The sequence below is a fragment of the Proteus sp. G2675 genome (assembly GCF_963886535.1).
Classification (GTDB): domain Bacteria; phylum Pseudomonadota; class Gammaproteobacteria; order Enterobacterales; family Enterobacteriaceae; genus Proteus; species Proteus mirabilis.
Map to the genome: position 1 here is coordinate 1 of NZ_CAWPCB010000003.1, position 25494 is coordinate 25494.

Annotated in this window: 21 protein-coding genes and 2 rRNA genes; 19 read left to right on the forward strand and 4 right to left on the reverse strand. The window is 39.6% G+C overall.

Annotated elements, in window-relative coordinates:
* Positions 1-1032 (forward strand): 23S ribosomal RNA (locus AACQ49_RS00130); the annotation flags it as partial.
* A 113-nt stretch (positions 1033-1145) separates the two neighbouring features.
* Positions 1146-1261: ribosomal RNA gene (gene rrf, locus AACQ49_RS00135) — 5S ribosomal RNA — on the forward strand.
* Between the two features lie 118 nt (positions 1262-1379).
* On the opposite strand, the gene AACQ49_RS00140 is transcribed toward rrf, so the two are convergent.
* A complete protein-coding gene (locus AACQ49_RS00140) occupies positions 1380-2039 on the reverse strand; it encodes a GntR family transcriptional regulator (protein WP_074924419.1) in 660 nt (219 codons plus the stop codon).
* A gap of 472 nt (positions 2040-2511) precedes the next feature.
* Here AACQ49_RS00140 and AACQ49_RS00145 point away from each other — a divergent pair, with 472 nt between their 5' ends.
* The 11 genes from AACQ49_RS00145 (at position 2512) to AACQ49_RS00195 (ending at position 12693) form a co-directional block, all read left to right on the forward strand.
* Positions 2512-3762 (forward strand): NRAMP family divalent metal transporter, encoded by a 1251-nt coding sequence (locus tag AACQ49_RS00145; protein WP_004245440.1) that lies wholly within the window; start codon positions 2512-2514, stop codon positions 3760-3762.
* 13 nt (positions 3763-3775) lie between these two features.
* Entirely contained in the window at positions 3776-4561 is a 786-nt protein-coding gene (locus AACQ49_RS00150) for a LamB/YcsF family protein (RefSeq protein WP_129623422.1), read from the forward strand.
* Positions 4562-4642: 81 nt separating this feature from the next.
* Positions 4643-6220: a 5-oxoprolinase subunit B/C family protein gene (locus AACQ49_RS00155; protein WP_196731371.1), complete on the forward strand. Its 1578-nt coding sequence runs from the start codon at positions 4643-4645 to the stop codon at positions 6218-6220.
* Between the two features lie 16 nt (positions 6221-6236).
* The gene (locus AACQ49_RS00160; RefSeq protein WP_004248856.1) at positions 6237-7982 is read left to right on the forward strand and encodes an acetyl/propionyl/methylcrotonyl-CoA carboxylase subunit alpha; all 1746 of its coding nucleotides are present in this window, start codon (positions 6237-6239) and stop codon (positions 7980-7982) included.
* A gap of 159 nt (positions 7983-8141) precedes the next feature.
* On the forward strand, positions 8142-8387 hold the full coding sequence (locus tag AACQ49_RS00165) for a TSUP family transporter (protein WP_161778828.1): 246 nt from the start codon (positions 8142-8144) through the stop codon (positions 8385-8387).
* Positions 8320-9042 carry a sulfite exporter TauE/SafE family protein gene (locus tag AACQ49_RS00170; protein WP_442958918.1) on the forward strand — a complete coding sequence of 241 codons (723 nt, stop codon included), beginning with the start codon at positions 8320-8322 and terminating at the stop codon, positions 9040-9042. The genes AACQ49_RS00165 and AACQ49_RS00170 overlap by 68 nt, the downstream gene beginning before the upstream one ends.
* A gap of 92 nt (positions 9043-9134) precedes the next feature.
* Positions 9135-9410: a His-Xaa-Ser system protein HxsD gene (gene hxsD, locus AACQ49_RS00175; protein WP_026164624.1), complete on the forward strand. Its 276-nt coding sequence runs from the start codon at positions 9135-9137 to the stop codon at positions 9408-9410.
* Positions 9407-10795 carry a His-Xaa-Ser system radical SAM maturase HxsB gene (gene hxsB, locus AACQ49_RS00180; RefSeq protein ID WP_017827249.1) on the forward strand — a complete coding sequence of 463 codons (1389 nt, stop codon included), beginning with the start codon at positions 9407-9409 and terminating at the stop codon, positions 10793-10795. The genes hxsD and hxsB overlap by 4 nt, the downstream gene beginning before the upstream one ends.
* Entirely contained in the window at positions 10788-11897 is a 1110-nt protein-coding gene (gene hxsC, locus AACQ49_RS00185) for a His-Xaa-Ser system radical SAM maturase HxsC (protein ID WP_012368803.1), read from the forward strand. The genes hxsB and hxsC overlap by 8 nt, the downstream gene beginning before the upstream one ends.
* Positions 11894-12442, forward strand: coding sequence for a His-Xaa-Ser repeat protein HxsA (hxsA, locus tag AACQ49_RS00190; protein WP_012368804.1), 549 nt, complete (start codon positions 11894-11896; stop codon positions 12440-12442). Before hxsC ends, hxsA begins: the two co-directional genes overlap by 4 nt.
* Positions 12443-12462: 20 nt before the next feature.
* Entirely contained in the window at positions 12463-12693 is a 231-nt protein-coding gene (locus tag AACQ49_RS00195) for a hypothetical protein (protein ID WP_004245434.1), read from the forward strand.
* Positions 12694-12724: 31 nt separating this feature from the next.
* Here AACQ49_RS00195 and AACQ49_RS00200 read toward each other — a convergent pair whose 3' ends face one another.
* Positions 12725-13165: a PACE efflux transporter gene (locus AACQ49_RS00200; RefSeq protein ID WP_036894127.1), complete on the reverse strand. Its 441-nt coding sequence runs from the start codon at positions 13163-13165 to the stop codon at positions 12725-12727.
* Positions 13166-13275: 110 nt separating this feature from the next.
* On the opposite strand from AACQ49_RS00200, the gene AACQ49_RS00205 reads away from it, so the two are divergent.
* Entirely contained in the window at positions 13276-14178 is a 903-nt protein-coding gene (locus AACQ49_RS00205) for a LysR family transcriptional regulator (protein WP_161778829.1), read from the forward strand.
* On the opposite strand, the gene narL is transcribed toward AACQ49_RS00205, so the two are convergent.
* Together narL and narX are read right to left on the reverse strand one after the other, a co-directional pair.
* Positions 14175-14828 carry a two-component system response regulator NarL gene (gene narL, locus AACQ49_RS00210; protein ID WP_369744359.1) on the reverse strand — a complete coding sequence of 218 codons (654 nt, stop codon included), beginning with the start codon at positions 14826-14828 and terminating at the stop codon, positions 14175-14177. The two genes, AACQ49_RS00205 and narL, sit on opposite strands and share 4 nt — an antisense overlap.
* Position 14829: 1 nt before the next feature.
* Positions 14830-16659 carry a nitrate/nitrite two-component system sensor histidine kinase NarX gene (narX, locus tag AACQ49_RS00215; protein WP_004248859.1) on the reverse strand — a complete coding sequence of 610 codons (1830 nt, stop codon included), beginning with the start codon at positions 16657-16659 and terminating at the stop codon, positions 14830-14832.
* A 294-nt stretch (positions 16660-16953) separates the two neighbouring features.
* Here narX and AACQ49_RS00220 point away from each other — a divergent pair, with 294 nt between their 5' ends.
* From AACQ49_RS00220 to narI, 5 genes are read left to right on the forward strand one after another with little or no spacing between them, the layout of a single operon-like run.
* Positions 16954-18345, forward strand: coding sequence for a NarK family nitrate/nitrite MFS transporter (locus tag AACQ49_RS00220; protein WP_161778830.1), 1392 nt, complete (start codon positions 16954-16956; stop codon positions 18343-18345).
* 55 nt (positions 18346-18400) lie between these two features.
* The gene (locus tag AACQ49_RS00225) at positions 18401-22162 is read left to right on the forward strand and encodes a nitrate reductase subunit alpha (RefSeq protein WP_161778831.1); all 3762 of its coding nucleotides are present in this window, start codon (positions 18401-18403) and stop codon (positions 22160-22162) included.
* A complete protein-coding gene (narH, locus tag AACQ49_RS00230; protein WP_049256165.1) occupies positions 22162-23715 on the forward strand; it encodes a nitrate reductase subunit beta in 1554 nt (517 codons plus the stop codon). Before AACQ49_RS00225 ends, narH begins: the two co-directional genes overlap by 1 nt.
* Positions 23715-24440 carry a nitrate reductase molybdenum cofactor assembly chaperone gene (gene narJ / locus AACQ49_RS00235; RefSeq protein WP_012368809.1) on the forward strand — a complete coding sequence of 242 codons (726 nt, stop codon included), beginning with the start codon at positions 23715-23717 and terminating at the stop codon, positions 24438-24440. Before narH ends, narJ begins: the two co-directional genes overlap by 1 nt.
* Positions 24437-25114, forward strand: a complete 678-nt coding sequence (narI, locus tag AACQ49_RS00240) for a respiratory nitrate reductase subunit gamma (protein ID WP_004245424.1) — start codon at positions 24437-24439, stop codon at positions 25112-25114. The genes narJ and narI overlap by 4 nt, the downstream gene beginning before the upstream one ends.
* Positions 25115-25494: the final 380 nt, after the last annotated feature.

Here is a 25494-nt window from a genome sequence, read left to right on the forward strand (position 1 = left end):
GCGAAGCTCCTGATCGAAGCCCCAGTAAACGGCGGCCGTAACTATAACGGTCCTAAGGTAGCGAAATTCCTTGTCGGGTAAGTTCCGACCTGCACGAATGGCGTAATGATGGCCAGGCTGTCTCCACCCGAGACTCAGTGAAATTGAACTCGCTGTGAAGATGCAGTGTACCCGCGGCAAGACGGAAAGACCCCGTGAACCTTTACTATAGCTTGACACTGAACATTGAGCCTTGATGTGTAGGATAGGTGGGAGGCTTTGAAGTGTGGACGCCAGTCTGCATGGAGCCAACCTTGAAATACCACCCTTTAACGTTTGATGTTCTAACCTAGGCCCATAAACTGGGTCGGGGACCGTGTCTGGTGGGTAGTTTGACTGGGGCGGTCTCCTCCTAAAGAGTAACGGAGGAGCACGAAGGTTGGCTAAGCATGGTCGGACATCATGCGGTTAGTGCAAAGGCATAAGCCAGCTTGACTGCGAGAGTGACGGCTCGAGCAGGTACGAAAGTAGGTCTTAGTGATCCGGTGGTTCTGAATGGAAGGGCCATCGCTCAACGGATAAAAGGTACTCCGGGGATAACAGGCTGATACCGCCCAAGAGTTCATATCGACGGCGGTGTTTGGCACCTCGATGTCGGCTCATCACATCCTGGGGCTGAAGTAGGTCCCAAGGGTATGGCTGTTCGCCATTTAAAGTGGTACGCGAGCTGGGTTTAGAACGTCGTGAGACAGTTCGGTCCCTATCTGCCGTGGGCGTTGGAAGATTGAGAGGGGTTGCTCCTAGTACGAGAGGACCGGAGTGAACGCACCACTGGTGTTCGGGTTGTCATGCCAATGGCATTGCCCGGTAGCTAAGTGCGGAAGAGATAACCGCTGAAAGCATCTAAGCGGGAAACTTGCCTCGAGATGAGTCTTCCCTGTCGCTTTAAGCGACCTAAAGGAACGTTTAAGACTAAGACGTTGATAGGCTGGGTGTGTAAGCGTAGCGATACGTTGAGCTAACCAGTACTAATGAACCGTGAGGCTTAACCTGACAACACCGAAAGTGTTTTGTCAGAGAGACGAAACGATGAAGTCAGCTTGTTTAAGATTGGATTACTGGCGACTTACCGAAAGGAAAGAAGCGAGTAATTAAAACCGAATTTGCTTGGCGGCCATAGCGCGGTGGTCCCACCTGATCCCATGCCGAACTCAGAAGTGAAACGCCGTAGCGCCGATGGTAGTGTGGGGTCTCCCCATGTGAGAGTAGGGAACTGCCAAGCATTAAATAAGACGAGAAAGCCAACCCAATGGGTTGGCTTTTTTGCGTTTGAAAACTAATCCTGTAAATTTAAGCATGCTCTAGATTAAGGCAATTTTACTATCTATTTTTCGTTGATATTAACAGATGTTGTGGCGAGAAAAAGCGGCTAATACGGTTCGCTCGGATATTTCTAAATAACTTTCCATTTCGATTGCCGCTTCTTGCGCTTTCCCATTCATTAATAGCGTTAAAATATGCTCATTCTTCTCAATATAAGGAGCATGTAATAACTGGGGATCATTGAGTAAACCAAAGGCTAATCGTAATTCTGCTAAAATAAGTTGATATTGTTTAAATAACCTAGGGCTATCAGAAAGCTCGACGATAGCGGTATGGAAATGCATATTACAGGTTCCAACGCTATTCCAATCTTTTTGTTGTCGAAACATTTTTGCTTGATTAACGTTATCTTGCATGCGGGAAATGGCTGGATGCATTGGATAGGCATGTCGTAAAGCATCACATTCAATCAGCCTTCTTACGCGATAAATATCCATAATTGATGCCATATCTGGTACAGAAACAAACACACCACGATTAGGTTTATAGGTTAATAGGCCTTCTTGGGTTAATATACGAAATACTTCTCTTAATGTATTACGAGATATTTCAAGCTGCTCGCTTAAAGTAGCTTCTGAAAGCCTCTCTCCTGGAGGTAATTCGCCGATAGTAATTTTTTGGCGAATAATATCAGCGATTTTTTGGCAAAGGATCTGTGGTGATGTTTTTTTCTGCATTATCTTCTGCTATAAACGTAATAGAAGCCTCTATTCTAACAGTCAGCTATATAATATATAACCTCTAATATACAACTGTGCTAGTTTCCTCACTCTCTTTATCCTTGTTTTTATTAAAAATAGTTAACAAAATCATTAATAAATTTTTATATTATCAACTGTATTTGATGCCAAAATGTATGCACCAATTTTGCGCATAACTCTTTTTTATGCGCTATTTTGGGGCATATCTATTTTTTATTCCCTCACTCAAATGTCAATAAAATGTTAAAAATGAGATCTTGTTGGCACTTTTATCATCGTATATTTAAATCTATTTGCTTATTTATTCATCTATTATTATTAATTGTTCAACAATCTAATATCTATTGATTAACAATTATTACTCCGTGCTCAACAATGGCATGCTAATTGCCTTACTACTTACCTAAGCAATAATAATTAAAATAATTATGATAAAAGGGGGCCAGTTATGGCTACACAAGATCCTGTGAATACAACATCACCATCATTTATAAAAAATAGGCGTTCATCATTAATTGCAGCTATTTTTTTAATGGCTACATCTGCAATTGGTCCAGGTTTTATTACACAAACAGCTACCTTTACAGCGACGATGGGAGCAGCCTTTGCATTTGGGATATTAGCTTCTATCGTCATTGACTTTGTTGTGCAACAAAGTATTTGGCGAGTCATTACCGTGACTAACATGCGCGCTTCTGATATTGCGAATAAGGCAATTCCCGGTAGTGGATACTTATTAGCTGTATTGGTTATTTTTGGTGGTTTGGTATTCAATGTCGGTAATATTGCTGGGGCTGGTTTAGGGCTTAATGCCATGGTAGGACTGGATCCTAAATGGGGTGGGGTTTTAAGTGCTTTACTGGCGATTTATATCTTCTCTTCACGCAAAGCGAGTCATTTTATTGATCGCATGATCATTGTTCTTGGCATCGTGATGATTTTATTAACACTTTTTGTAATGTTTGCGTCTAATCCTCCTATAGGTGAAGCATTAAAACAAACAGTACTGCCTAATACGATTAATTTTGCCACTATAACAACCATCGTCGGAGGTACGGTTGGTGGTTATATTTGTTATGCAGGAGCACATCGTCTGCTCGATAAAGGTACAACAGGTATTGAAAATATCGATGCGGTATCTAGCGCGGCAACTAAAGGGATATTAGTGGTTGGATTAATGCGTTATATCCTATTTTTAGCAATTTTAGGTGTTGTCGCAAGTGGAGTGACACTAGATATTTCCAGCCATGCGGCTAATCCTGCTTCTCAAGCATTCCAACATGCAGCGGGCTTAACTGGACTACGAATTTTTGGTCTTATTTTATGGGCAGCTGCGTTGACTAGTGTGATTGGTGCTGCTTATACGTCTATGTCGTTTATAACCGTGTTTAAAAAGGGTATTACAGAGCGTCAACGCAATATTGCTACCATTATTTTTATCGCTATTTCATTGGCAATTTATATGGTTATGGGAACAGCTCCTGCTGCCTTATTAGTCTTTGCTGGTGGCTTCAACGGATTGATTTTACCTATTGGTATGACGTTATTTATTTTTGTTGCATGGCGTCGTCAAGATCTTATGAATGGCTATAAATATCCAATGTGGTTGCAATGGTCGGCAATTTTAGTCTGCGCTTTGACTTGGTATATGGGGATCATGTCTGTTGGCGCTATTTTCAATTACCTCAATATTGCTTAAGAGAATAATAACGATGATAAAAGCGGTAGATTTAAATAGTGATTTAGGTGAAAGCTTTGGTCAATGGCGTATGGGCAATGATGCTGCAGTGCTTGAAATTGTCAGCAGTGCCAATATTGCTTGTGGTTTTCATGCCGGTTCACCAGAAGGAATTTTAAAAACATTAAAAGCAGCGAAACAGCATCAAGTCGCGATAGGTGCTCATGTTGCTTATCCTGACTTAGTGGGTTTTGGGCGACGCAATATGGATATTGCCAGTGATGAATTAACCGCTGATGTCATTTATCAAATTGGCGCTTTGCAAGGTTTAGCGAAAGCTGTCGGTATGAAGGTGACTTATGTTAAACCCCATGGTGCGCTTTATAACACCATTGCTCATGATAAACGCCAAGCATTAGCGGTTATTGAAGCTATTTTAGCTATTGATCCACAACTTATATTAGTGGCTTTAGCGGGATCGCCACTGATCACACTTGCGAAAGAGAAAGGATTACGTGTTGTTGCCGAAGCTTTTGCTGATAGAGCTTATCATGCTGATGGCACACTTGTTTCGCGCAAACAAGAGGGGGCTGTATTACACGATCCTCAATTGGTGGCTCAGCGTATGTTAAAACTAGTACAAAAAGGGGGTGTTGAATCGATAGAGGGTATTTTTACTGCTATACAGGCGGATTCTATTTGTGTTCATGGTGATAGTCCTGATGCGGTTAATCTCGCAAAAAGTGTCAAAGAGATCTTAATAACACACGGTATTGCGATAAAACCTTTCACATCTGCAATAGGAATAAAGGAGGCGTAATGACTTATTTTATGCAAGCAACGCCTGATGCTATTACAGCAGCCGCTCGATCCGTTATTGGCAATAAAAGGGAGGCGTATTTTGCGCTTTTTACCTGTTAATTTATCTCACATATTAGTTGAGTTGACTTCATTAAAAGAGACATTGGCGTTTTATGAAGCAATTAAGCAAGCCAATATTGCTGAGATAGAAGATATTGTTCCAGCGGCAAAAACACTATTGATCCAATATGTACCTTGGTTAATTACGGCGAAAGAGTTAGTGGCAATATTGCGCAATATCGAGATAAAAGCGATCACGATGCGTCAAAGTCACTTATTAACAATCCCCGTTCATTATCAAGGAGAAGATCTGCATGAGGTGGCTGAATTATTGGGGATCACTGCAACAGAGGTGATCCGCAGACACACAGAACAAACTTATCAAGTCGCTTTTACGGGGTTTGCACCGGGATTTGCCTATTTAATTGCTGATAAAACTGAGCTTTATGTTCCTCGACGTAAAACACCACGTACACGTATACCCGCAGGCTCTGTAGGATTAGCGGGAGAATTTAGCGGTGTTTACCCACAGCAAAGCCCTGGTGGCTGGCAATTAATTGGTACTACAGAGATAAAAATGTGGGATCTCTCACGTGAACAGCCGGCATTTTTATTACCTGGTGATACTGTACAGTTTGTTGATGTACAAAAAGCGCCAGTGACGGTTTCATTACCTGAGAAAAAACAATCTATTAATGCTTTATCCTTTAACAAGGATAAAGGGCTATATGTTATTTCCGCAGGTCTACAAACCTTATTTCAAGATGAAGGGCGTTTAGGTGCTGCATCAATGGGGGTTAGTGCATCAGGAGCACTTGATAAATGTGCGTTACATGCAGCGAATCGCTTAGTGGGAAACCCGCCTTCATTAGCAGCATTAGAAATAACACAAGGTAGATTAATACTAAAAGCGCAACAAGACTGTGTCATAGCGCTATCAGGTGCAGATTGTACGATCAGCTTAAAACAAACGACCGGAGATATAGCCTTTTTCTCTACCTATCAAACTATTGATGTACGTAGTGGAGATGAAATCACAGTAGGAATACCTACAGCGGGGGTTCGTAGTTATCTGGCAGTGAGAGGGGGTTTTGAATTAAGCCCAGTGTTAGGTAGTTATGCGTTTGATACTTTAGCTCAGATTGGCCCTCGAGCCTTACAAAATGGCGATATTCTTCATCTAAACGATGATAACGCATTAACGGGCATTATTAGCCAAGAGCAACCGAGTTTCAGTTTACCAAAGCAAGAGGATATCGTTACCCTTGATATTGTGTTAGGGCCTCGTACGGATTGGTTTACAGAAGATGCGATAAAAACATTAACCTCACAATTATGGCAAGTGACACCACAATCTAACCGTATCGGATTACGTCTATTGGGGGATAAATCGCTTGAACGTCAGCAACAACAAGAGTTATCGAGTGAAGGAACTTGCATTGGCGCCATACAAGTACCGATTAATGGTCAACCGGTATTATTTCTTCATGATCACCCTCTCACTGGAGGATACCCCGTAATTGGGGCAGTTGCCGAATACCATCTGTCATTGGCGGGGCAAATCCCTATTAACGCTAAAATTCGTTTTAACCCAATTACTTTATTTCAAGAATATTGATAGGAGTATGCCACTCATGATAACAACTAACCAAAAGCAACGAGTGAAGCATCGAGTGTTGATTGCTAACAGAGGTGAAATCGCAGTTCGTATTATTCGTGCTTGTCAGGATTATGGTGCAACGTCCATTGCTATTTATGCAGATGATGATATAGATGCATTACATGTGCGTCTTGCAGATGAAGCCTATGGTTTAAAGGGTAACTCACCGAAAGAAAGTTATTTAGCGATAGATAAAATCATTGAAATTGCCCATAAAAGCAAAGCCACCATGATCCACCCTGGTTATGGCTTCCTTTCTGAGCGAGCTGATTTCGCTAAAGCGGTACAGCAAGCGGGACTCCTTTGGATTGGCCCAGATCCACAGACTATCGAAGTATTAGGGGATAAAGTTCAAGCGCGTAAAATTGCACAATCCGTAGGTGCACCATTGGTGAATGGTACTGCTGATCCGGTTAGTGATGCTAAAGAGGTTCTGGATTTTGCGAAACAGTATGGCTTGCCTATCGCCATTAAAGCGGCATTTGGTGGTGGTGGACGAGGCCTAAAAATTGCCCATCATATGGCAGAAATTGAAGAGCTTTACCATTCAGCGGTAAGAGAAGCAGTAACCGCATTTGGTCGTGGTGAATGCTATGTTGAGCAATTTCTTGATAAGCCTCGCCATATTGAGGCACAAATTATTGCTGATAAATTAGGCCATGTCGTGGTAGTTGGTACACGAGATTGTTCATTACAGCGCCGTAATCAAAAACTTATTGAAGAGGCCCCTGCCCCTTATTTAACTGATGAACAACGGCAACGTATTCATCAATCAGCAAAAGATATTTGTGCTAAAGCAGGTTATATCGGTGCGGGGACGGTAGAATTTTTATTGAGTGCGAACGGGACAATCTCTTTCCTTGAAGTGAATACACGTCTACAAGTAGAGCATCCGGTGACTGAAGAAACAGCCGGTATTGATTTAGTGATTGAACAATTGCGTATTGCTGAGGGATTACCGTTAAGTATTAATGAAACCCCTGAGCCTCGTGGCCATAGTTTTGAGTTTAGGATCAATGCAGAAGATCCGGCAAAAGGTTTTTTACCCACCCCCGGTTTAATTAGCCAATTTAGTCAACCGGCTGGGCCGGGCGTTCGTGTTGATAGTGGTGTGGCGGAAAATGACCAAGTATCACGTCAATTTGATTCAATGATGGCAAAACTTATTGTGACAGGGGCTAGTCGTGAACAAGCCATTGCGAGAGCGCGACGAGCTTTAGCTGAATTTAACATCGCAGGCGTAGCCAGTGTATTACCTTTTCATCGCGAAATGATGGAACATCCTGATTTTATTGATAACTTCAGTGTTCATACTCGTTGGATTGAAAGCGATTTTCAAGCAAAAAACAGTCATTTTCCTCGTAGTATACCAGCAGAAAATGAACCACTAGTACGTACCTTTATTGAAATAGATGGTCGTCGTCATCAATTAGCGCTACCCGCACAATTACTTTCACTCTCGGCCGTTATACCCACGGCTATTAGCGAGCACAAAGAGTGTCAGGTGCGGGAAAATGCGGTCACTGCACCGATTTCAGGGATATTACATAGTTGGTTATTATCCGATGGTGATAAAGTCAATCAAGGGGATGTTATTGCCATTATGGAGGCGATGAAAATGGAAGTACAGGTAGTTGCTACCTGTCATGGTGTATTGCAGCAAAAGGCGAAAGCCGGTGACTATTTTTCAGCAGACAGTCTATTAGCTGAGATTAACTAGCTGAGTTATCAAACAATTATCGAGTAAGCCTCTTAGCAATAAGAGGCTTTTTTATAATAACTGTCTTTATATTCTTATTTGTTATATCTAATTCCTTTTGGTTATAAGTTATTTTGCTTATAATCGAAACTGAATATGTTTTCTACAAAAGGAAATTAGATGCTGCTGGTCACTCAACTCCTTATTGGTTCTGCTATAGGTTTAGTTATCACCACAACGGGAGTTGGGGGTGGTGTTATCTTATTACCTGTGCTTATCTATTTATTTGGAATGAATGCATTAGCAGCAGTGGCGACCGCTAATTTATTATCGATGTTAATGAAAATTTCCTCTTCTTATATTCATTTTACCTGTGCTTATCTATTTATTTGGAATGAATGCATTAGCAGCAGTGGCGACCGCTAATTTATTATCGATGTTAATGAAAATTTCCTCTTCTTATATTCATTTTCGTTTAGGAAATATTCCATTAAAACCAGCATTATTGATTTTAGGGATCATGTTTCCGGCCACATTTTTAGCCAGCTATGGGGTAACCTGGTTGGGATCACAACCTCAATATTATGAGCAGGTTGAATTAGGCATTAATATCCTGATGATTGTGGCGATTATCTTTTCAATGTTCCTTTTTTTACAACGAATATTCAAAAAATCTACATCATCACATCCGTTATCATCATTGGCACCTAGCTCATCAATTCCTCTGAGTTCTCTTTTTGTTCCCGGTATGAGTGCCGGATTTGTCTTAGGGGCGACGGGGGTTGGTGGGGGATTGGTTGTCTTACCTGTGCTTATGCGTTTTGCACAAATGAATATTAAGGAAGCGATCGGTAGTTCTATATTTATTACTACAATCTTGTCAGGTGGCTCTGCTATTGCTTATAGTGCTGGTGGCTATACCGATGTGCATACGGCCATCATTCTTTGTTTAGGATCACTTATTTCGATTCCTTTAGCGCGCTATTTACTGGTGTATTTATCTGAGCGCTTTTTTCAATATTTAACTCTGTTATTTATTCTGATCAGCATCATTATGATGAGTTGGAAACTAATATATTGAATAAAATAAGAAAAAATTTTTTCTCATTTATTAATGACATTAATAGGACAAAAATATAAAATATTCTTATGAATTTCGATGGGAAGATAAGAATGAGAGATATTATATTAGATAAAGCCATTTATTCTCAGTGGGTTATAAGAAATTCTTTATATTGGATGTCTATTTATAGTAACTGGCTTCTAGAAGAAACTGATGAACAATGGAAAATAACATTTAAAAATAATGATGAATCAGTATTGTTTGAATTTAATAAATTGCTGAATGATTATATTTTAAGAGAAATAATAGAATTAAAGACAGGAAAATTTAGAGAATCTGTTATTAATAAAGTACTTGCAAGTATGAATGAAAGGTTAATTACATGAAACTATTGCCATTTAATTTTGAATTAATTGATGAAAATAAGTATTTTATCAGTAATTTGGCAGGGTTTAGCCATGTCTTAAATCAGATGGATTTATCTAATATTATAGATTTTGGTAAAAGTAATAATGATAACTTAAATAATATACTTAGGAATAAGTTATTTATTACTAATGATGATATTCAACTTTCTGAAATGATGATAGCATCGGGTTTGGGAAAAAAATTAATGTCAGAGATGACATTTTCTCCGATATTTATGATTGTTCCAACATTACGCTGTGATCATACTTGCAAGTATTGTCAAGTTAGTAGAGCCTCTATAAGTGCACAACATTATGATTTAGATGAGAAGAATATCCCTAAAATAATTTCATTAATAAAAAGAATATCAAAAAAAAACTATAAACTAGAGATTCAAGGTGGTGAGCCTTTAATAAGATTTGATTTAATCAAAAAAATATATAATGAGGCAGTATTCCAACTTGGTCAAGAGAATATTGAGTTTGTAATTACTTCAAGCCTTTCATTACTCACAGATGAAATGATTGAATGGTCAGAAGAAAAACCTGTAATCTACTCAGTATCTTTAGATGGGAATGAATATGTGCATAATAAAAACAGGATATTACCTACAAAGAACTCATTTCAAATAATCACAGAAAATATAAAAAAACTACAACATAGATTAGGTCGCGATAGAGTTTCAACAGTTACTACAGTAACAAAGGAATTGCTTCATAATCCTCAATCACTGATTGATGCTCATTTTGAATTAGATGTATTTGATCTTTTTATTAGGCCTATAAGCCCTTATGGATTTGCTGAGAAAAAAGAAAGCTACACAATATCTGAGTATATTAATTTTTATGAAAAATTATTAGATATTATTTTCGAGGAAAATAAAAAAGGGTTTCCTTTTGTTGAGCATTCTGGTGCTATACATATAAAAAGATTATATAATCCTGGTTTTTGTGGGTATGCTGATTTAAAATCCCCTAGTGGTATAGTATTTAATAGCTTATTATTCAATTATGATGGGAAAGTATATGGAAGTGACGAATTAAGAATGCTTCAGCAGGTATACTCTGATATTGACTTTTCTTTAGGTGACTTTGATTCGTTATCATTTAATAAAAACACTATCTATAATAATTTACTTTCTAATTCATTTAACATGCTACATGTTGGTTGTGAAACTTGTGCTTTTCAGCCATATTGTGGCGTTGACCCTTGTCAAAATATCAGTTTATTTGGTGAGCCGGTTGGAAATAAAAGTCTTTCACGATTTTGTCTTTATCATAAAGGGATGTTTAAACTACTAGTAAAAAAAATTGATGAAGATAATGCAGGGGCTACATTACTAAAAAGTTGGATTTATGCTTGAGGTTATTAGGAAAGATTTATTCGATATTAGAAGTAAATTAGACAATGGCTACTATCAAATATTTAAAGATAGACTGGTAGATCCTACATTCTATTTAGATAATATTCTTGTTCAACAAGAAGGAAAAATTTTATCGTCGACACTCTGTAACGGTGCAAAATATATAATAGCAGATAGTGAACTTTATAATAGTATTGAAAATGGTGATATTATATCTGTTTCAAATAGTAGAATTAGAGTTATTTTATCTCGCAAGGCAAATCATAATACGTTACTTGTTACTGAGCGTTGTAATAATTTATGTCAATTTTGTTCTCAGCCCCCTAAAAATAGAGATGATTCTTGGCTTTTAGATGATGCTCTACTTGCGATTGCTGCTTTTAATTTCGATGGTGTTATTGGAATTAGTGGTGGAGAGCCTTTACTTTATGGCAATAAATTTATTGATTTTATTAGAGAAATAAAAAGATTGGCACCGAGGACAGTTTTACATGTATTAACGAATGGGCGAAGGTTTTCTGATATTTATTTTACAAAGAAATTATTATCTGAAGCAAAAGATATGAATATTTCATTTGGGATCCCTCTTTATTCATCTCATAAAGAAATTCATGATGAGTTAGTTGGGCATAATGGTGCATATGAAGAAACAATTATGGGAATAGTAAATGCAGGTAATTTAGGCATTAATATTGAATTGAGAATAATCCCAACAAAAATAAATTATCTTCACTTTCATAATATTGTTGAATTATGTGCTAGAGTGTTCTCAAATATTAATCAAATTTCTATTATGAATCTTGAACCCGTTGGGTGGGCTAAAAAAAATTGGGATAATTTATATATCTCACCAGATAAATATATAGAAAATCTGAATCTTGCTATCAACATGGCTGATATTAGTCAATTACCTATAGCTTTATTTAATTATCCTTTATGTCATTTACCTAATAGTTTATGGAAATATACTATTCAATCTATTTCTGATTGGAAGAATTATTATCCGAATGAATGTGACCAATGTAAAATGAAGAGTCATTGTGGTGGATATTTTAGTTCTTCATATGGAAAATATCATCAAACAGCGAGGGCGATATTATGAAAAAGTGGAGTTTAGCAGCACTATTACCTGGTTTTTTAACGTTAAATAGTCAAGCTGTTGCTAGTTCAACAGGGCTACCTAATTCTGAATTAACATTTGAACCTGAAGATCTCGTGTTTGCTCCTTTAAATACAGAAACACCGTTTTATATAGCAGGGCATAGAAGCCATAGTTCTCATCGAAGCCATCGTAGTCATAGCTCTCATCGCTCTTCATCTGGGGGAGGATATTATCGAAGTACCCCTTCTACACAAAGTTATTCTCAACCACAAACAACCAATAGAACAACTTCTAATTTATCTAATAATGATTTTTCACAAGCAGTTAAGAATTCTAATGTTAATCAGGAACAAAAAAAGCGCCTGATAATGAGGGTACAATATGCCCTATTTGAAAGACATTATTTTAATGGGATCATTGATGGTATTATGGGGCCAACAACACGTCAATCTATACGTAACTATAGAAGAGATGCAAAATTACCCGCTAATGTATTAATTGATGTAGATTTATTAAATTCATTGGGAATTTATGCAACTTATTAAAAGTATCAATGGTAATAATCATGAACATTAAAGTCGGCGATGAGTTTTTGGTTTATATGGCATTGGGTGAAGAGAGCTATATGAAGGAATATTATCGTGTGTTGGAGTTAGATAGCGCATTATCACAAGTGACCGGTAAATTGCTAAGAAGGACGACGGCAGATGATAAAAATATTGGGTTAGGGCGTTGTGAATTAGAAGGTGGGATTGAACAATTTGCGTTAGAAGATATTTATCCAATAGAGAAGTGATCGAAATAACGATCACTTCTACATCACTTTATTAAGCAACAGGTACATCTTCGGGTAATGCTGATTTTGGTAAGCCAAAAATTTTGTCAAATACCCAGTTATAGACAAATGTATAGCAAGGGATGATGATAATAAGTGCAAAATCCATCACCAGTGCTTGCCATAATGAAACCTCTAGCCACCAAGCTATCAGCGGAATAAGGTAAACCACCAAGGTAAGCTGAAAACCTACCGCATGAGCAAGACGGCGTCTAAAGGTGCGAATTCTCGACTTTTGTCGACTCTCCCAAAATTCAAATAAACAGTTATAAATAAAATTCCAACTTACCGCGATAGTGGTAATAATGAGTGCGAGTGGCCCCGTAACAGCGGTTGAACTATCGGCTAAAAGCGCCAGTCCTACCGATGAGATAACCCAACCAAATACTTCATAAGCGGTAACATAGACAATTTTTCGCTTAATACCTTGCATGATACTCTCTTTTTTTGTGGATCAGTGTGGTTAAGCATCGTAAGATAAATCAGTAATAGTGACAGAAAAAGTTAGCTAATATCAATTTAACTGAAACATCAGGAGTGAACATGCAGTTCTCAAGTGAACATATCGCGATATTTTTAGCCGTTATGGATAAAGGCTCTTTTTCTGCGGCTGCGCGTTCATTAAAACGTGTTCCTTCTGCGGTCAGTATGGCGATTGCTAATATGGAGGCTGAATTAGGTTATGCGCTGTTTGAGCGTTCATCGAGAGAGCCACGGCCAACAGAAAAAGCTAAAGCACTTGAACCTCACGCCAGAATGATTGCTGAGCAATTAAAGCTATTACAGGTTCATGCACAAGAGCTTTCAATGGGTCTGGAAAGTATATTAAATATTGGTGTCGCGGCAGATATTAATCCCGATTATTTATTACCGGCATTATCTGAGTTAACACAGCGTTACCCCTTACTAAAAGTGAATGTAGTAACCGCGGCGCAAGATGACATTATTGAGATGCTGCACGCACGTAAAATCCAATTATGTCTCGTGTATGGTGGGTTATACGTCAATGGCGATGAACAATTTCAATATTTGGGCTCAGAGTCATTAGTTGCCACAATTTCGGCAAGTCATATTGCACTTGCTCACCCTGCAGGGGTATTTATTGAAGATTTAGTGAATGTAAGACAGATAATGATAGCCAGCCATACTCAAGAGATAAGAGATGTACGCTCTTTAGTGGCGACTAATTACTGGCAAACAGATAACTTTCAAATGGCATTAGGTATGGTTGAAGCGGGGATGGGCTGGGGGAATTTACCTTATTCGCTGATTTATACGCAGTTACAAAAGGGAAAATTAAAACAATTGCAATTTAAAAATACTAAAAATGAATTGCGCTTACCAGTACATGCAATGTGGTTAAAAGGCGAGTCACTACAAAAAGGGGCAAAGGAATTGGTGGAGTTAATGAATATTCACCAACCCATTGTGCCCAATTTTGATTAATCCACACGTTGTTGATGAACCCAAACCGCGACTTCAACACGAGATTTTAATTTCATCTTTTTGAGTAGATGTTTGACATGTACTTTAACCGTACTTTCAGTAATATCGAGTTTACGTGCGATCATCTTATTGGATAGCCCTTGTGCTATCAGCTTTAAAATATCGCGCTCTCGTGGGGTGAGTTGGTCGATATCCCGCTCACCTTCAGAACGATCTTCTCGCAGTGACTGCGCTAAAATGGGGGTTAATGTTGGGCTAACCACCATTTTCCCTGCGGCTGCTTGCTTTAAAGCGGCTAATAGCTCTTCTGGCTCCATGTCTTTTAAGAGATAGCCATCCGCTCCTCGTTTTAAGGCGGTGATCAGATCATCACTGTAGTTTGATACACTAAACACAACGATCCGCCCAGATAGCGATCGTAATCGCAATTGATCGAGTGTTTCAAAACCATTCATACCCGGCATATTGAGATCGAGTAGGATTAAATCAGGATCTAACTCTTCAGCTAATTTTACCCCTTGAATACCATCGCCAGCTTCACCAACGACAGTTAATGTTGTATCAAGACTTAAAAGTTGTTTCACACCATTGCGTAACATCGGGTGATCATCAATTAATAAAATAGTCGCTTTGTCTGCGACTGCTCCCATATTATTCATTATGATTTGCTCCCTTTTCGATAGGATCTTTATGGGTAGTGATTAACGGAAATGTGACAAATACTTGCGTTCCACCTTCTTTGCGAACCCTTATACTATAAGAGCCATTCAGACTATTCGCGCGTTCACGCATAATAATCAGTCCGTAGTGATTTATCTTTTCGGGATTAGGCGTAATACCTTCACCATTATCATTAATTTGCAGTTCAACGATGCCATTATTAAGTGTTAATGCGACTTCAGCCCAGTTTGCATTCGCATGTTGCAGAATATTATTTAATGCTTCACGAACAATTTGCACCACATGAATACTTTGATGTGAATTAACACATTTTGCAGGTAACTGATAATCAAAATGGATAGCAAACCCTAAACGTTGATTAAATTCATTTATTGTATTTTCTAATGCGGCTAATAAGCCAGGCTCTGTCAATTTCAAGCGAAATGTGGTCAGTAATTCTCTTAACTGACGATAAGCCACATTTAGCTCTTCTCGCATCTCTTTTAGTAGTTTTTGACAGTTATCTGGCAAGGTTTCCGATTGCATTTGTAGATAACTGACCTGCATTTTTAAACATGATAGCGATTGAGCAATCGAATCATGTAATTCACGTGCAATCGCTGAACGCTCATCCATTAATAATAGCTGTTGTTGCTGTTCATTTTGTTGCTCCATGGCAAGCATTGCGGAAATTTGCTTAGTCAATAAGAGCATTAAATTATTCTGTTCGTCAGTAAGTACACTATTTTCCGGTAACTGCATTACGAATAAACCGTAGCGATGGATCTGATCGGTCAATTCCCAATGTAATAAGCGATTATTTAACGGTGTAGTGATGCTGGCATCTTCATTGCAACGCTCACAGTCTGGCGTTGGACAATATTCAGGGCGTGAGGAAGGGGCTAAGCTTATCTCATTAAATAATGTATGTTGATTATCTTCATATAGACGGATCTGCAAATAGCTATCAGGAATAATATGCTGTAGCTCTGCAAGGATCTGCCTTAAGCGAGCGCAAAGTGGCGCTTGGGAATGCAGTTGTTGACTTGAGTGATAAAGATAAGAGAGAACCTTATTTTTCTGTTGTAAATCATGGGTCTTTTCAATGACTCGTTGTTCTAATTCACTGTAGAGCGTCGATAGCTCTTCTGACATGGTGTTAAGTGCAATTCCTAGTGTGGCAATTTCATCATGGTGAGGACGAGGCCGAAAACGAGTTGAAAAATCACCATGTCCAATAGAATTAGCCATGGACATCAATTGTTGCCAAGGCAGTAATAAGCGACGACGAAAATGCCAAACAGAACCAAACAGCAGTAATAAGGTAAGAGCGGTAAAGATAAGTTGAGTATATGCAACTAGGCGGATTTTTTGTTCAGTAAGTTGGTCAATACTTGATACTAATGTATCGAGTTGAGAAACAAAAAAGATAACTTCTTGTTTCGCATCATTAGGCTGTTTGGCTGCTGACAAAGTCGGTTTTAATGTCTCTTTCCAGTAATGAGTCAGTTGTACATATTGTGATTGCAGTGATGAGGTGCTTAATACTTGACGTAACTCTTTACTATCTAAATCATTTTCTAATTCTTGTAGATAATCACGGTGCTTATCATCAAGGGGTAAGGCTGAGAGTAAACGATAGCTTTGCATGCGCAGTGAGCCGGATTTATTAATGGCGTGGGCATTGCCTTGTACGCTTAAAATAATGTGGTTAGAAATAGCCATACCTACCACACCAAATAGTGTGAAAAGCAACATTAAAATAGCGATTTGATTAATAATTGAAAAGCGATAATGCCATTGAATGTTGTGCATTTTCATGATGTATTCCCAGTTTGATCTGGTCTATCTTGCCTTAAAAAACCGCTAAATAACATATACTCCAAAGGGAGTACCTCTAAATATCTAAGTATTGTAATGTGTTTAATAAAGAGTAAGTGATTTTACCTAATTTATTGATTTACATTTAAAATAGTCACGTAACCCTATTAATACTTAGGTATAAAACATAGATTTAGATGAAAAATCAAACAAAATCTTGCTTGATGCAGATCATGACTCGCAAACCCATCTCACCGTAAAAAGAAGCCAATTTAACCGTTAACCGAGGTTGTTATGGCACTTTCTCAACACCCAGAAAAAATGAAAAAAGGGGTGATCGAAAATTGGCATCCTGAAGATAAAGCTTTTTGGGAAAAAACTGGTCAAAAAATCGCATCGCGTAATTTATGGATTTCTGTTCCTTGTCTACTGCTATCCTTCTGCGTCTGGATGCTATTTAGTGCAGTCGCTGTCAATTTAAATAAGGTTGGCTTTAATTTTACCACTGATCAGCTCTTTATGCTGACTGCTCTACCTTCTGTTTCAGGTGCGCTACTACGTGTCCCTTACTCTTTTGTTATTCCTATTTTTGGTGGTCGTCGTTGGACGGCTATTAGTACGGTATTTCTGATTATTCCTTGTCTCTGGCTAGGGTTTGCCGTGCAAGATCTCACGACATCTTATTCCACTTTTATCGTTATCTCTCTGCTGTGTGGTTTTGCTGGTGCAAACTTCGCATCGAGTATGGCAAATATCAGCTTCTTTTTTCCTAAAGCACACCAAGGCGGTGCATTAGGATTAAATGGCGGATTGGGTAACTTAGGTGTCAGCGTGATGCAATTAATCGCGCCTTTGGTTGTCAGTGTGGGCGTTTTTGCTATGTTTAGTGGCCCCGGAGTCGTTCAACCTGATGGCTCACGTTTATGGCTAGAGAATGCGGCGTGGATTTGGGTACCTTTCTTGCTTATCTTTACCTTTGCGGCTTGGTTTGGCATGAATGATCTGGCTGCTAATAAAGCTTCTTTAAGTCAACAGCTACCTGTTTTAAAACGTGGTCATCTTTGGTTACTCAGTATCCTCTATCTGTGCTCTTTTGGTTCTTTTATCGGCTTTTCTGCCGGGTTTGCAATGTTATCGAAAACCCAGTTCCCCGATATTGTCATTTTACATTATGCCTTCTTTGGTCCTTTACTTGGAGCATTAGCTCGCCCTGTGGGAGGTGCGCTATCTGATAAATTTGGTGGCATTAAAGTGACGCTTATCAACTTTATCATTATGGCTATTTTCTCAGTGCTCCTGTTCTTAACCCTACCGGAAAATGGTGCTGGTGGATCGTTTATTGCTTTCTATGGCGTGTTTATGGTGCTGTTTTTAACTGCAGGGCTAGGCAGTGGTTCAACATTCCAAATGATTGCCGTGGTATTTAGAAAAATCACCATTGATCGCATGAAGGCACAAGAGGCTTCAGATGAAGCTGCGCAGAAAGAAGCCGTAACAGAAAGTGCAGCTGCATTGGGTTTTATCTCTGCAATCGGTGCGATTGGTGGCTTCTTTATTCCTAAAGCCTTTGGTACATCCCTTGCGATGACGGGTTCACCTGCTGGGGCAATGAAAATCTTCGTTCTGTTCTATATCGCCTGCGTTCTGATCACTTGGTTGGTCTATGGACGTAAACACAATAAATAATAATGACGAATTATACGCAATGTGAGCGCGCTAACGCGCATTGGGAGAGTATCTGATGAGTAAATTTCTCGATAGATTCCGCTATTTTAAACAGCTTGGTGATACGTTTTCACAAGATCACGGGCAAGAGTTAAATGTTAATCGCGACTGGGAAAATAGTTATCGTAGCCGTTGGCAACATGACAAAATCGTGCGTTCTACACATGGTGTTAACTGCACCGGATCATGTAGCTGGAAAATTTATGTCAAAAACGGCTTAGTAACATGGGAAACCCAGCAAACAGACTATCCACGAACTCGTCCTGATCTGCCTGATCATGAACCCCGTGGTTGTCCGCGTGGTGCGAGCTATTCATGGTATTTATATAGCGCTAACCGCGTTAAATACCCAATGGTGCGTAAACGTCTGATCAAATTATGGCGTGAAGCCAAAGCGCAACACGCTGATCCAGTTGATGCATGGGCATCGATTGTTAATGCTCCCGAAAAAACGAAAAGTTATAAACAAGCTCGTGGTCGTGGTGGTTTTGTTCGCTCTTCATGGTCTGAAGTGAATGAAATTATTGCGGCTTCTAACGTCTATACCGCTAAAACTTTTGGCCCAGATCGTATTATTGGTTTCTCACCTATTCCGGCAATGTCAATGGTGTCTTATGCCGCTGGTGCCCGCTATTTATCTCTAATTGGTGGTGCTTGCTTAAGTTTTTACGATTGGTATTGTGATTTACCACCTGCCTCACCAATGACTTGGGGGGAGCAAACAGATGTGCCAGAGTCAGCTGACTGGTATAACTCTTCTTATCTGATTGCATGGGGTTCAAACGTACCTCAAACCCGTACGCCAGATGCTCACTTTTTTACCGAAGTTCGTTATAAAGGCACCAAAACGGTAGCAGTAACACCTGATTATGCTGAAATTGCTAAACTGTGTGACCAGTGGTTAAACCCAAAACAAGGTACAGATAGCGCCATGGCAATGGCGATGGGACACGTTATTCTTAACGAATTCCACGTTAAACGCCAAACTGAATACTTTAGTAACTATGTGCGCACTTACACTGACATGCCAATGTTAGTGATGTTAGATAAGCATGATTCTGGCAAATTAGTTGCGGGTCGCATGCTACGTGCCGCTGATTTAGTGAACAATCTCGATCAGGAGAAAAATCCAGAATGGAAAACCATTGCTATTGATGAGAAAACACAGCAATTGGTCGCTCCTCAAGGTTCAATGGGTTTTCGTTGGGAAGGCGCTGCCAAATGGAATCTAGAGCCTAAAGACGGTAAGAGTGGCGAAGAAGTCACTTTACAATTGGGTCTTTTAGAAAACCATGATGATGTGGTTGACGTTGCATTTCCTTACTTTGGTGGCATCAAGAGTGAATACTTTGAAGGTGTTGCCCTTGATGATGTTCTCGTTCATAAACTGCCAGCAAAACGCATTACTCTTGCCAATGGCGAAGAAAAATATGTCACTACCGTTTATGACTTATTACTGGCTAACTATGGTGTCGATCGTGGTTTAAATGATGAAAACTGTGCGACAAACTATGATGAGATCAAAGCCTATTCACCCGCATGGGCTGAACAAGTAACAGGGGTTAGCCGTCAAGATATTATCCGCATTGCACGTGAATTTGCTGATAATGCAGAAAAAACACATGGTCGTTCAATGGTGATTGTCGGTGCGGGCATTAACCATTGGTATCACATGGATATGACCTACCGTGGCATTATCAATATGCTTATCTTCTGTGGTTGTATTGGCCAAAGTGGTGGTGGGTGGGCTCACTATGTGGGACAAGAAAAACTGCGTCCACAAACAGGTTGGTTGCCATTAGCTTTTGGTCTGGATTGGCAGCGTCCACCTCGTCATATGAATAGCACGTCATTTTTCTATAATCATTCAAGTCAATGGCGCTATGAAACGGTATCACCGACAGAATTACTATCACCTTTAGCAGATAAATCACGCTTTAGCGGTAGCTTAATTGATATGAATGTGCGTTCGGAGCGTATGGGGTGGTTACCGTCAGCACCGCAATTAAACGTTAACCCATTATCTATTACCAAAAAAGCTCAACAAGCTGGCGTCAGTGCAACGGATTATACCGTTAATGCTCTGAAATCAGGTGAGATCCGTTTTGCATCAGAGCAACCGGATAATCCGCAAAACTTCCCTCGTAACTTATTTATCTGGCGTTCTAATTTATTGGGTTCTGCAGGTAAAGGGCATGAATATTTACTGAAATATCTATTAGGGACGGAAAATGGATTACAAGGTAAAGATTTAGGTGAACAAGGCCAAGTTAAGCCACAAGAAGTGGAATGGCAAGATAAAGGCGGTGAGGGTAAGGTCGATTTAGTGGTGACTTTAGACTTTCGTATGTCAAGTACCTGTCTGTTCTCCGATATCGTGTTACCAACCGCCACATGGTATGAAAAAGATGATATGAATACCTCGGATATGCATCCATTTATTCATCCATTAACCGCCGCGGTAGATCCCGCTTGGGAGTCTAAAACCGATTGGGAAATTTATAAAGGTATTGCTAAAACCTTCTCTAAATTGTGTGTCGGTCATTTAGGGGTTGAAACCGATTTAGTGACACAGCCAATACAACATGACTCCGCGGCTGAAATGGCACAACCATTTGATGTCAAAGATTGGAAAAAAGGTGAATGTGACCTTATTCCGGGGAAAACTGCACCGCATCTTATTCCTGTGGAGCGTGATTATCCAAATACCTATGCTCGTTTTACCTCACTTGGGCCGTTAATGGATAAATTAGGTAATGGCGGTAAAGGGATCGGTTGGAATACACAGACAGAAGTTGATTTCCTGAAAAAACTTAATCGCGTTCGTCATGAGGGTGTGGCAAAAGGGCGCCCGGCGATTGAAACCGCAATTGATGCAGCCGAAGTTATCCTCTCTTTAGCACCTGAAACGAATGGTCAAGTGGCGGTAAAAGCGTGGGATGCACTAAGTAAAGTGACAGGACGCGATCACACTCATTTAGCTAAAGTAAAAGAAGATGAGAAAATTCGTTTCCGCGATATCGTTGCTCAACCTCGTAAGATCATTTCAAGTCCTACATGGTCTGGTCTGGAAGATGAGCATGTCTCTTATAACGCTTGTTATACCAATGTTCACGAGATGATCCCTTGGCGTACTTTAAGTGGCCGTCAGCAGTTATATCAAGATCATGAGTGGATGCGTGCTTATGGCGAAAGTTTAGTGGTTTATCGTCCACCTATTGATACTAAGGCAATCGAAGCCGTGAAAGGTAAAAAACCGAACGGCTTCCCAGAAAAAGCGCTGAACTTCCTGACGCCTCACCAAAAATGGGGTATTCACTCAACGTATAGCGATAACTTACTGATGTTAACCCTCGGTCGTGGTGGCCCTGTGGTTTGGCTGAGTGAAGATGATGCTAAAGAGATGGGTATTAGTGATAACGATTGGGTTGAAGCATACAACAGTAATGGTGCGTTAACCGCAAGAGCGATTGTGAGCCAACGTATTCCTGATGGCATGATTTATATGTATCACGCACAAGAGCGCCAAATAAACCTACCAGGCTCTGAAATAACCGGAATGCGTGGCGGTATTCATAACTCCGTGACGCGTGTTTGCCCTAAACCGACCCATATGATTGGTGGATACGCTCAGTTGGCTTATAGCTTTAACTACTATGGAACTGTGGGCTCTAACCGCGATGAATTTGTTGTGGTACGTAAGATGAAACAGGTTGATTGGCTTGATGGTGAAGGCGATGCTTATCAACAAACCCTGAATGGACAGGAGAAGGCATAATGAAAATTCGTTCACAAGTCGGTATGGTACTGAACCTCGACAAATGTATCGGTTGCCATACCTGTTCAGTAACCTGTAAAAATGTTTGGACCAGTCGTGAAGGTGTGGAATACGCTTGGTTTAATAATGTTGAAACTAAACCGGGTACAGGGTATCCGCAAAATTGGGAAGATCAAGAGAAGTGGAAAGGCGGCTGGATCAAAAATATTAAAGGTAAGTTAGTACCAAGAATGGGTAACCGTGTTGGGCTATTATCAAAGATTTTTGCCAACCCAGATGTGCCAGCATTAGATGATTATTATGAGCCATTTGATTATGACTATGAGCATTTAAAAAATGCACCAGAAGGCTCATTACCCACCGCACGTCCTCGTTCGTTGATAACAGGTCAGCGTATGACCAAGATCGAAAAAGGCCCAAACTGGGAAGATGATTTAGGGGGCGAGTTTAGCAAACGTGCTGCGGATAAAAACTTCGCCAATATGCAAAAAGAGATGTATGGGCAGTTTGAAAATACATTTATGATGTATTTACCTCGTTTATGTGAACACTGCTTAAATCCTGCTTGTGTCGCGACCTGTCCAAGTGGTGCGATTTATAAACGTGCTGAGGATGGTATTGTGCTTATCGATCAAGATAAGTGTCGTGGTTGGCGCATGTGTTTAACAGGGTGTCCATACAAAAAAATCTACTTTAACTGGAAAAGCGGTAAGTCAGAAAAATGTATTTTCTGTTATCCGCGCATCGAATCAGGTCAACCAACCCTATGCTCAGAAACCTGTGTTGGACGTATTCGTTATCTTGGTGTGATGCTGTATGACGCAGATAAAATTTCACAAGCCGCCAGTGCTGATAATGAAAAAGACTTATACCAAAGTCAATTAGATATCTTTTTAGATCCCTTCGATCCTGAAGTTATTAAAGCTGCAGAAGAGCAAGGTATTCCATTAAGTGTGATTGATGCAGCCCAACGTTCGCCGGTTTATAAAATGGCGGTGGATTGGAAGCTAGCATTACCACTACACCCTGAATATCGTACTTTACCCATGGTGTGGTATGTGCCACCTCTGTCACCTATTCAATCTGCGGCTGATGCAGGAGTGTTGCCACATACGGGAGTATTACCGGATGTAGAAAGTTTACGTATTCCTGTCCAATATTTGGCTAACTTGCTGACCGCAGGCGATACAGTGCCAGTGTTATTAGCATTAAAAAGAATGTTGGCAATGCGCCATTATAAACGCGCAGAAACGGTAGAAGGTAAAACCGATTTGACAGCATTAGAGCAAGTGGGATTAACCGAAGCACAGGCACAAGAGATGTATCGCTATTTGGCGATTGCCAATTATGAAGATCGCTTTGTTATTCCTTCTAGCCATCGTGAGTTAGCAAGAGAAGCTTTTCCTGAGCGTAACGGCTGTGGTTTTAGTTTTGGTGATGGTTGTCATGGCAGCGAGAGTAAATTTAATCTGTTTAATAGCCATCGTATTGATGCCATCGATATCACTTCCAAAACCCCTCAAGATGAGCGCCGTTCTGAGGAGAAAATATGATGATCTCTTTGAAAGTTATTTCTCTGTTATTGGATTATCCCAGCGAAGATCTCTGGGAACATCGTAATGAGATCATTGATGCATTGCAGGAAGCTGACGAGCTTCCTGTCACGCAAGTCGCAAAATTAATGGCGTTTATTCGTGAACTCACGCAACAAGATCTGCTGGATGCACAAGCGAATTACAGTGAGATTTTTGATCGAGGTAGAGCGAGATCGCTATTGTTATTTGAACATGTACATGGTGAATCGCGTGATCGTGGTCAGGCAATGGTTGATCTGCTTAATCAGTATCAACAAGCAGGGATCACCTTAAGTAGTCGTGAATTGCCTGATTACTTACCTACTTACCTTGAGTATTTAACGCTATTGCCTACCGATGAAAGTATTGAAGGGCTTAATAATATTGCTCCTATTTTGGCATTGCTGAGTGAGCGTTTAAAACAGCGAGGCAGTGATTATCACGCTCTTTTTGATGTATTGCTTTGTCTCTCACAAAGTGAGTTAGACGCTTCACAACTGGCGGCTCAAGTAGAAAAAGAGCCTGTAGATGATACGCCGGCTGCATTAGATGCCGTATGGGAAGAAGAGCAAGTGACGTTTCTAGGTGAAAGTGCGCAATGTGGTAGTAACAATATTAGCCAGCATCAGCGACGTTTTGCGCAAGAAACGCCTGTTCAATATCTCAATGTCGGTAATTCGCTAGATATGGGAGCACAAAAATGAATTACGTTAATATGTTGTTTTTTGATATCTACCCCTATATTGCTGGTGCTGTTTTTCTTATCGGTAGTTGGTTACGTTATGATTATGGTCAATATACATGGCGTGCAGGCTCCAGTCAGATGTTAGACAAGAAAAACATGCGACTTGCTTCGAACTTATTCCATATTGGTATTATCGGCATTTTTGCAGGTCATTTTCTGGGGATGTTAACGCCACACTGGATGTATCAATCTTTTCTACCAATTGAATATAAACAAATTATGGCGATGGTTGGTGGTGGTACTTGTGGTGTGTTAATGCTGATTGGCGGCATTATGCTGTTAAAACGTCGTTTGACGAATGCACGAGTAAGAGCAACATCGTCATTTGGTGACATCATGATCTTAACCTTGCTGGTTGTCCAAGTTGCACTCGGCTTACTGACTATCCCATTTTCCGCACAGCATATGGATGGTAGTGAAATGATGAAGCTGGTGGCATGGGCGCAAGCTATTGTGACATTCCATGGCGGTGCTTCGGCAAATCTTGAAGGTGTTGCACTTATTTTTAAATTGCACATATTCCTAGGTATGACGATTTTTTTATTGTTCCCATTCTGCCGTTTAGTTCATATTTGGAGCGTGCCAATTGAGTATCTAACGCGCCGTTACCAAATTGTTCGTAATCGACACTAAAGGTATTTTTCTCCTGAGTTGATTTGAGACTTTTAATTGCGCTTATCTCACCCCCGCCCGCGGGGGTTTTTTTTAACTTAAACAAATTTTTTGAATGCTTAAAGCAATAATCTTTAGATACATTATTTCCATAGTCAGCTTATACTCGCTTTTAACGACATCAAGATTATTTTTTAAAATGTCATTATGTTATTTAAATATCATGATATTTAAATAATTATATATATTTTCATTAATGACCTAATTTTTATTAAGTTACATTTGATTTATTTAATTATTATATATTAAAAAATCAGAACGATTATTTTAAGTTTCTATAAAAATAGAGTTTATATTTATTCTTATAATCTGAGCGTTGTTTCTTAAACTATAAATATAAT

What these genes read in the sequence shown, in the direction of transcription:
- AACQ49_RS00205 (WP_161778829.1), top strand. Translation starts at nt 13,276, where the DNA reads ATGCAGTTCTCAAGTGAACATATCGCGATATTTTTAGCCGTTATGGAT.
- AACQ49_RS00145 (WP_004245440.1), top strand. Translation starts at nt 2,512, where the DNA reads ATGGCTACACAAGATCCTGTGAATACAACATCACCATCATTTATAAAA.
- narH (WP_049256165.1), top strand. Translation starts at nt 22,162, where the DNA reads ATGAAAATTCGTTCACAAGTCGGTATGGTACTGAACCTCGACAAATGT.
- AACQ49_RS00140 (WP_074924419.1), bottom strand. Translation starts at nt 2,039, where the DNA reads ATGCAGAAAAAAACATCACCACAGATCCTTTGCCAAAAAATCGCTGAT.
- narX (WP_004248859.1), bottom strand. Translation starts at nt 16,659, where the DNA reads ATGAAAATGCACAACATTCAATGGCATTATCGCTTTTCAATTATTAAT.
- narL (WP_369744359.1), bottom strand. Translation starts at nt 14,828, where the DNA reads ATGGGAGCAGTCGCAGACAAAGCGACTATTTTATTAATTGATGATCAC.
- hxsA (WP_012368804.1), top strand. Translation starts at nt 11,894, where the DNA reads ATGAAAAAGTGGAGTTTAGCAGCACTATTACCTGGTTTTTTAACGTTA.
- hxsB (WP_017827249.1), top strand. Translation starts at nt 9,407, where the DNA reads ATGAAACTATTGCCATTTAATTTTGAATTAATTGATGAAAATAAGTAT.
- hxsC (WP_012368803.1), top strand. Translation starts at nt 10,788, where the DNA reads ATGCTTGAGGTTATTAGGAAAGATTTATTCGATATTAGAAGTAAATTA.
- AACQ49_RS00220 (WP_161778830.1), top strand. Translation starts at nt 16,954, where the DNA reads ATGGCACTTTCTCAACACCCAGAAAAAATGAAAAAAGGGGTGATCGAA.
- AACQ49_RS00165 (WP_161778828.1), top strand. Translation starts at nt 8,142, where the DNA reads ATGCTGCTGGTCACTCAACTCCTTATTGGTTCTGCTATAGGTTTAGTT.
- hxsD (WP_026164624.1), top strand. Translation starts at nt 9,135, where the DNA reads ATGAGAGATATTATATTAGATAAAGCCATTTATTCTCAGTGGGTTATA.
- narI (WP_004245424.1), top strand. Translation starts at nt 24,437, where the DNA reads ATGAATTACGTTAATATGTTGTTTTTTGATATCTACCCCTATATTGCT.
- AACQ49_RS00200 (WP_036894127.1), bottom strand. Translation starts at nt 13,165, where the DNA reads ATGCAAGGTATTAAGCGAAAAATTGTCTATGTTACCGCTTATGAAGTA.
- AACQ49_RS00150 (WP_129623422.1), top strand. Translation starts at nt 3,776, where the DNA reads ATGATAAAAGCGGTAGATTTAAATAGTGATTTAGGTGAAAGCTTTGGT.
- AACQ49_RS00160 (WP_004248856.1), top strand. Translation starts at nt 6,237, where the DNA reads ATGATAACAACTAACCAAAAGCAACGAGTGAAGCATCGAGTGTTGATT.
- AACQ49_RS00195 (WP_004245434.1), top strand. Translation starts at nt 12,463, where the DNA reads ATGAACATTAAAGTCGGCGATGAGTTTTTGGTTTATATGGCATTGGGT.
- AACQ49_RS00225 (WP_161778831.1), top strand. Translation starts at nt 18,401, where the DNA reads ATGAGTAAATTTCTCGATAGATTCCGCTATTTTAAACAGCTTGGTGAT.
- narJ (WP_012368809.1), top strand. Translation starts at nt 23,715, where the DNA reads ATGATCTCTTTGAAAGTTATTTCTCTGTTATTGGATTATCCCAGCGAA.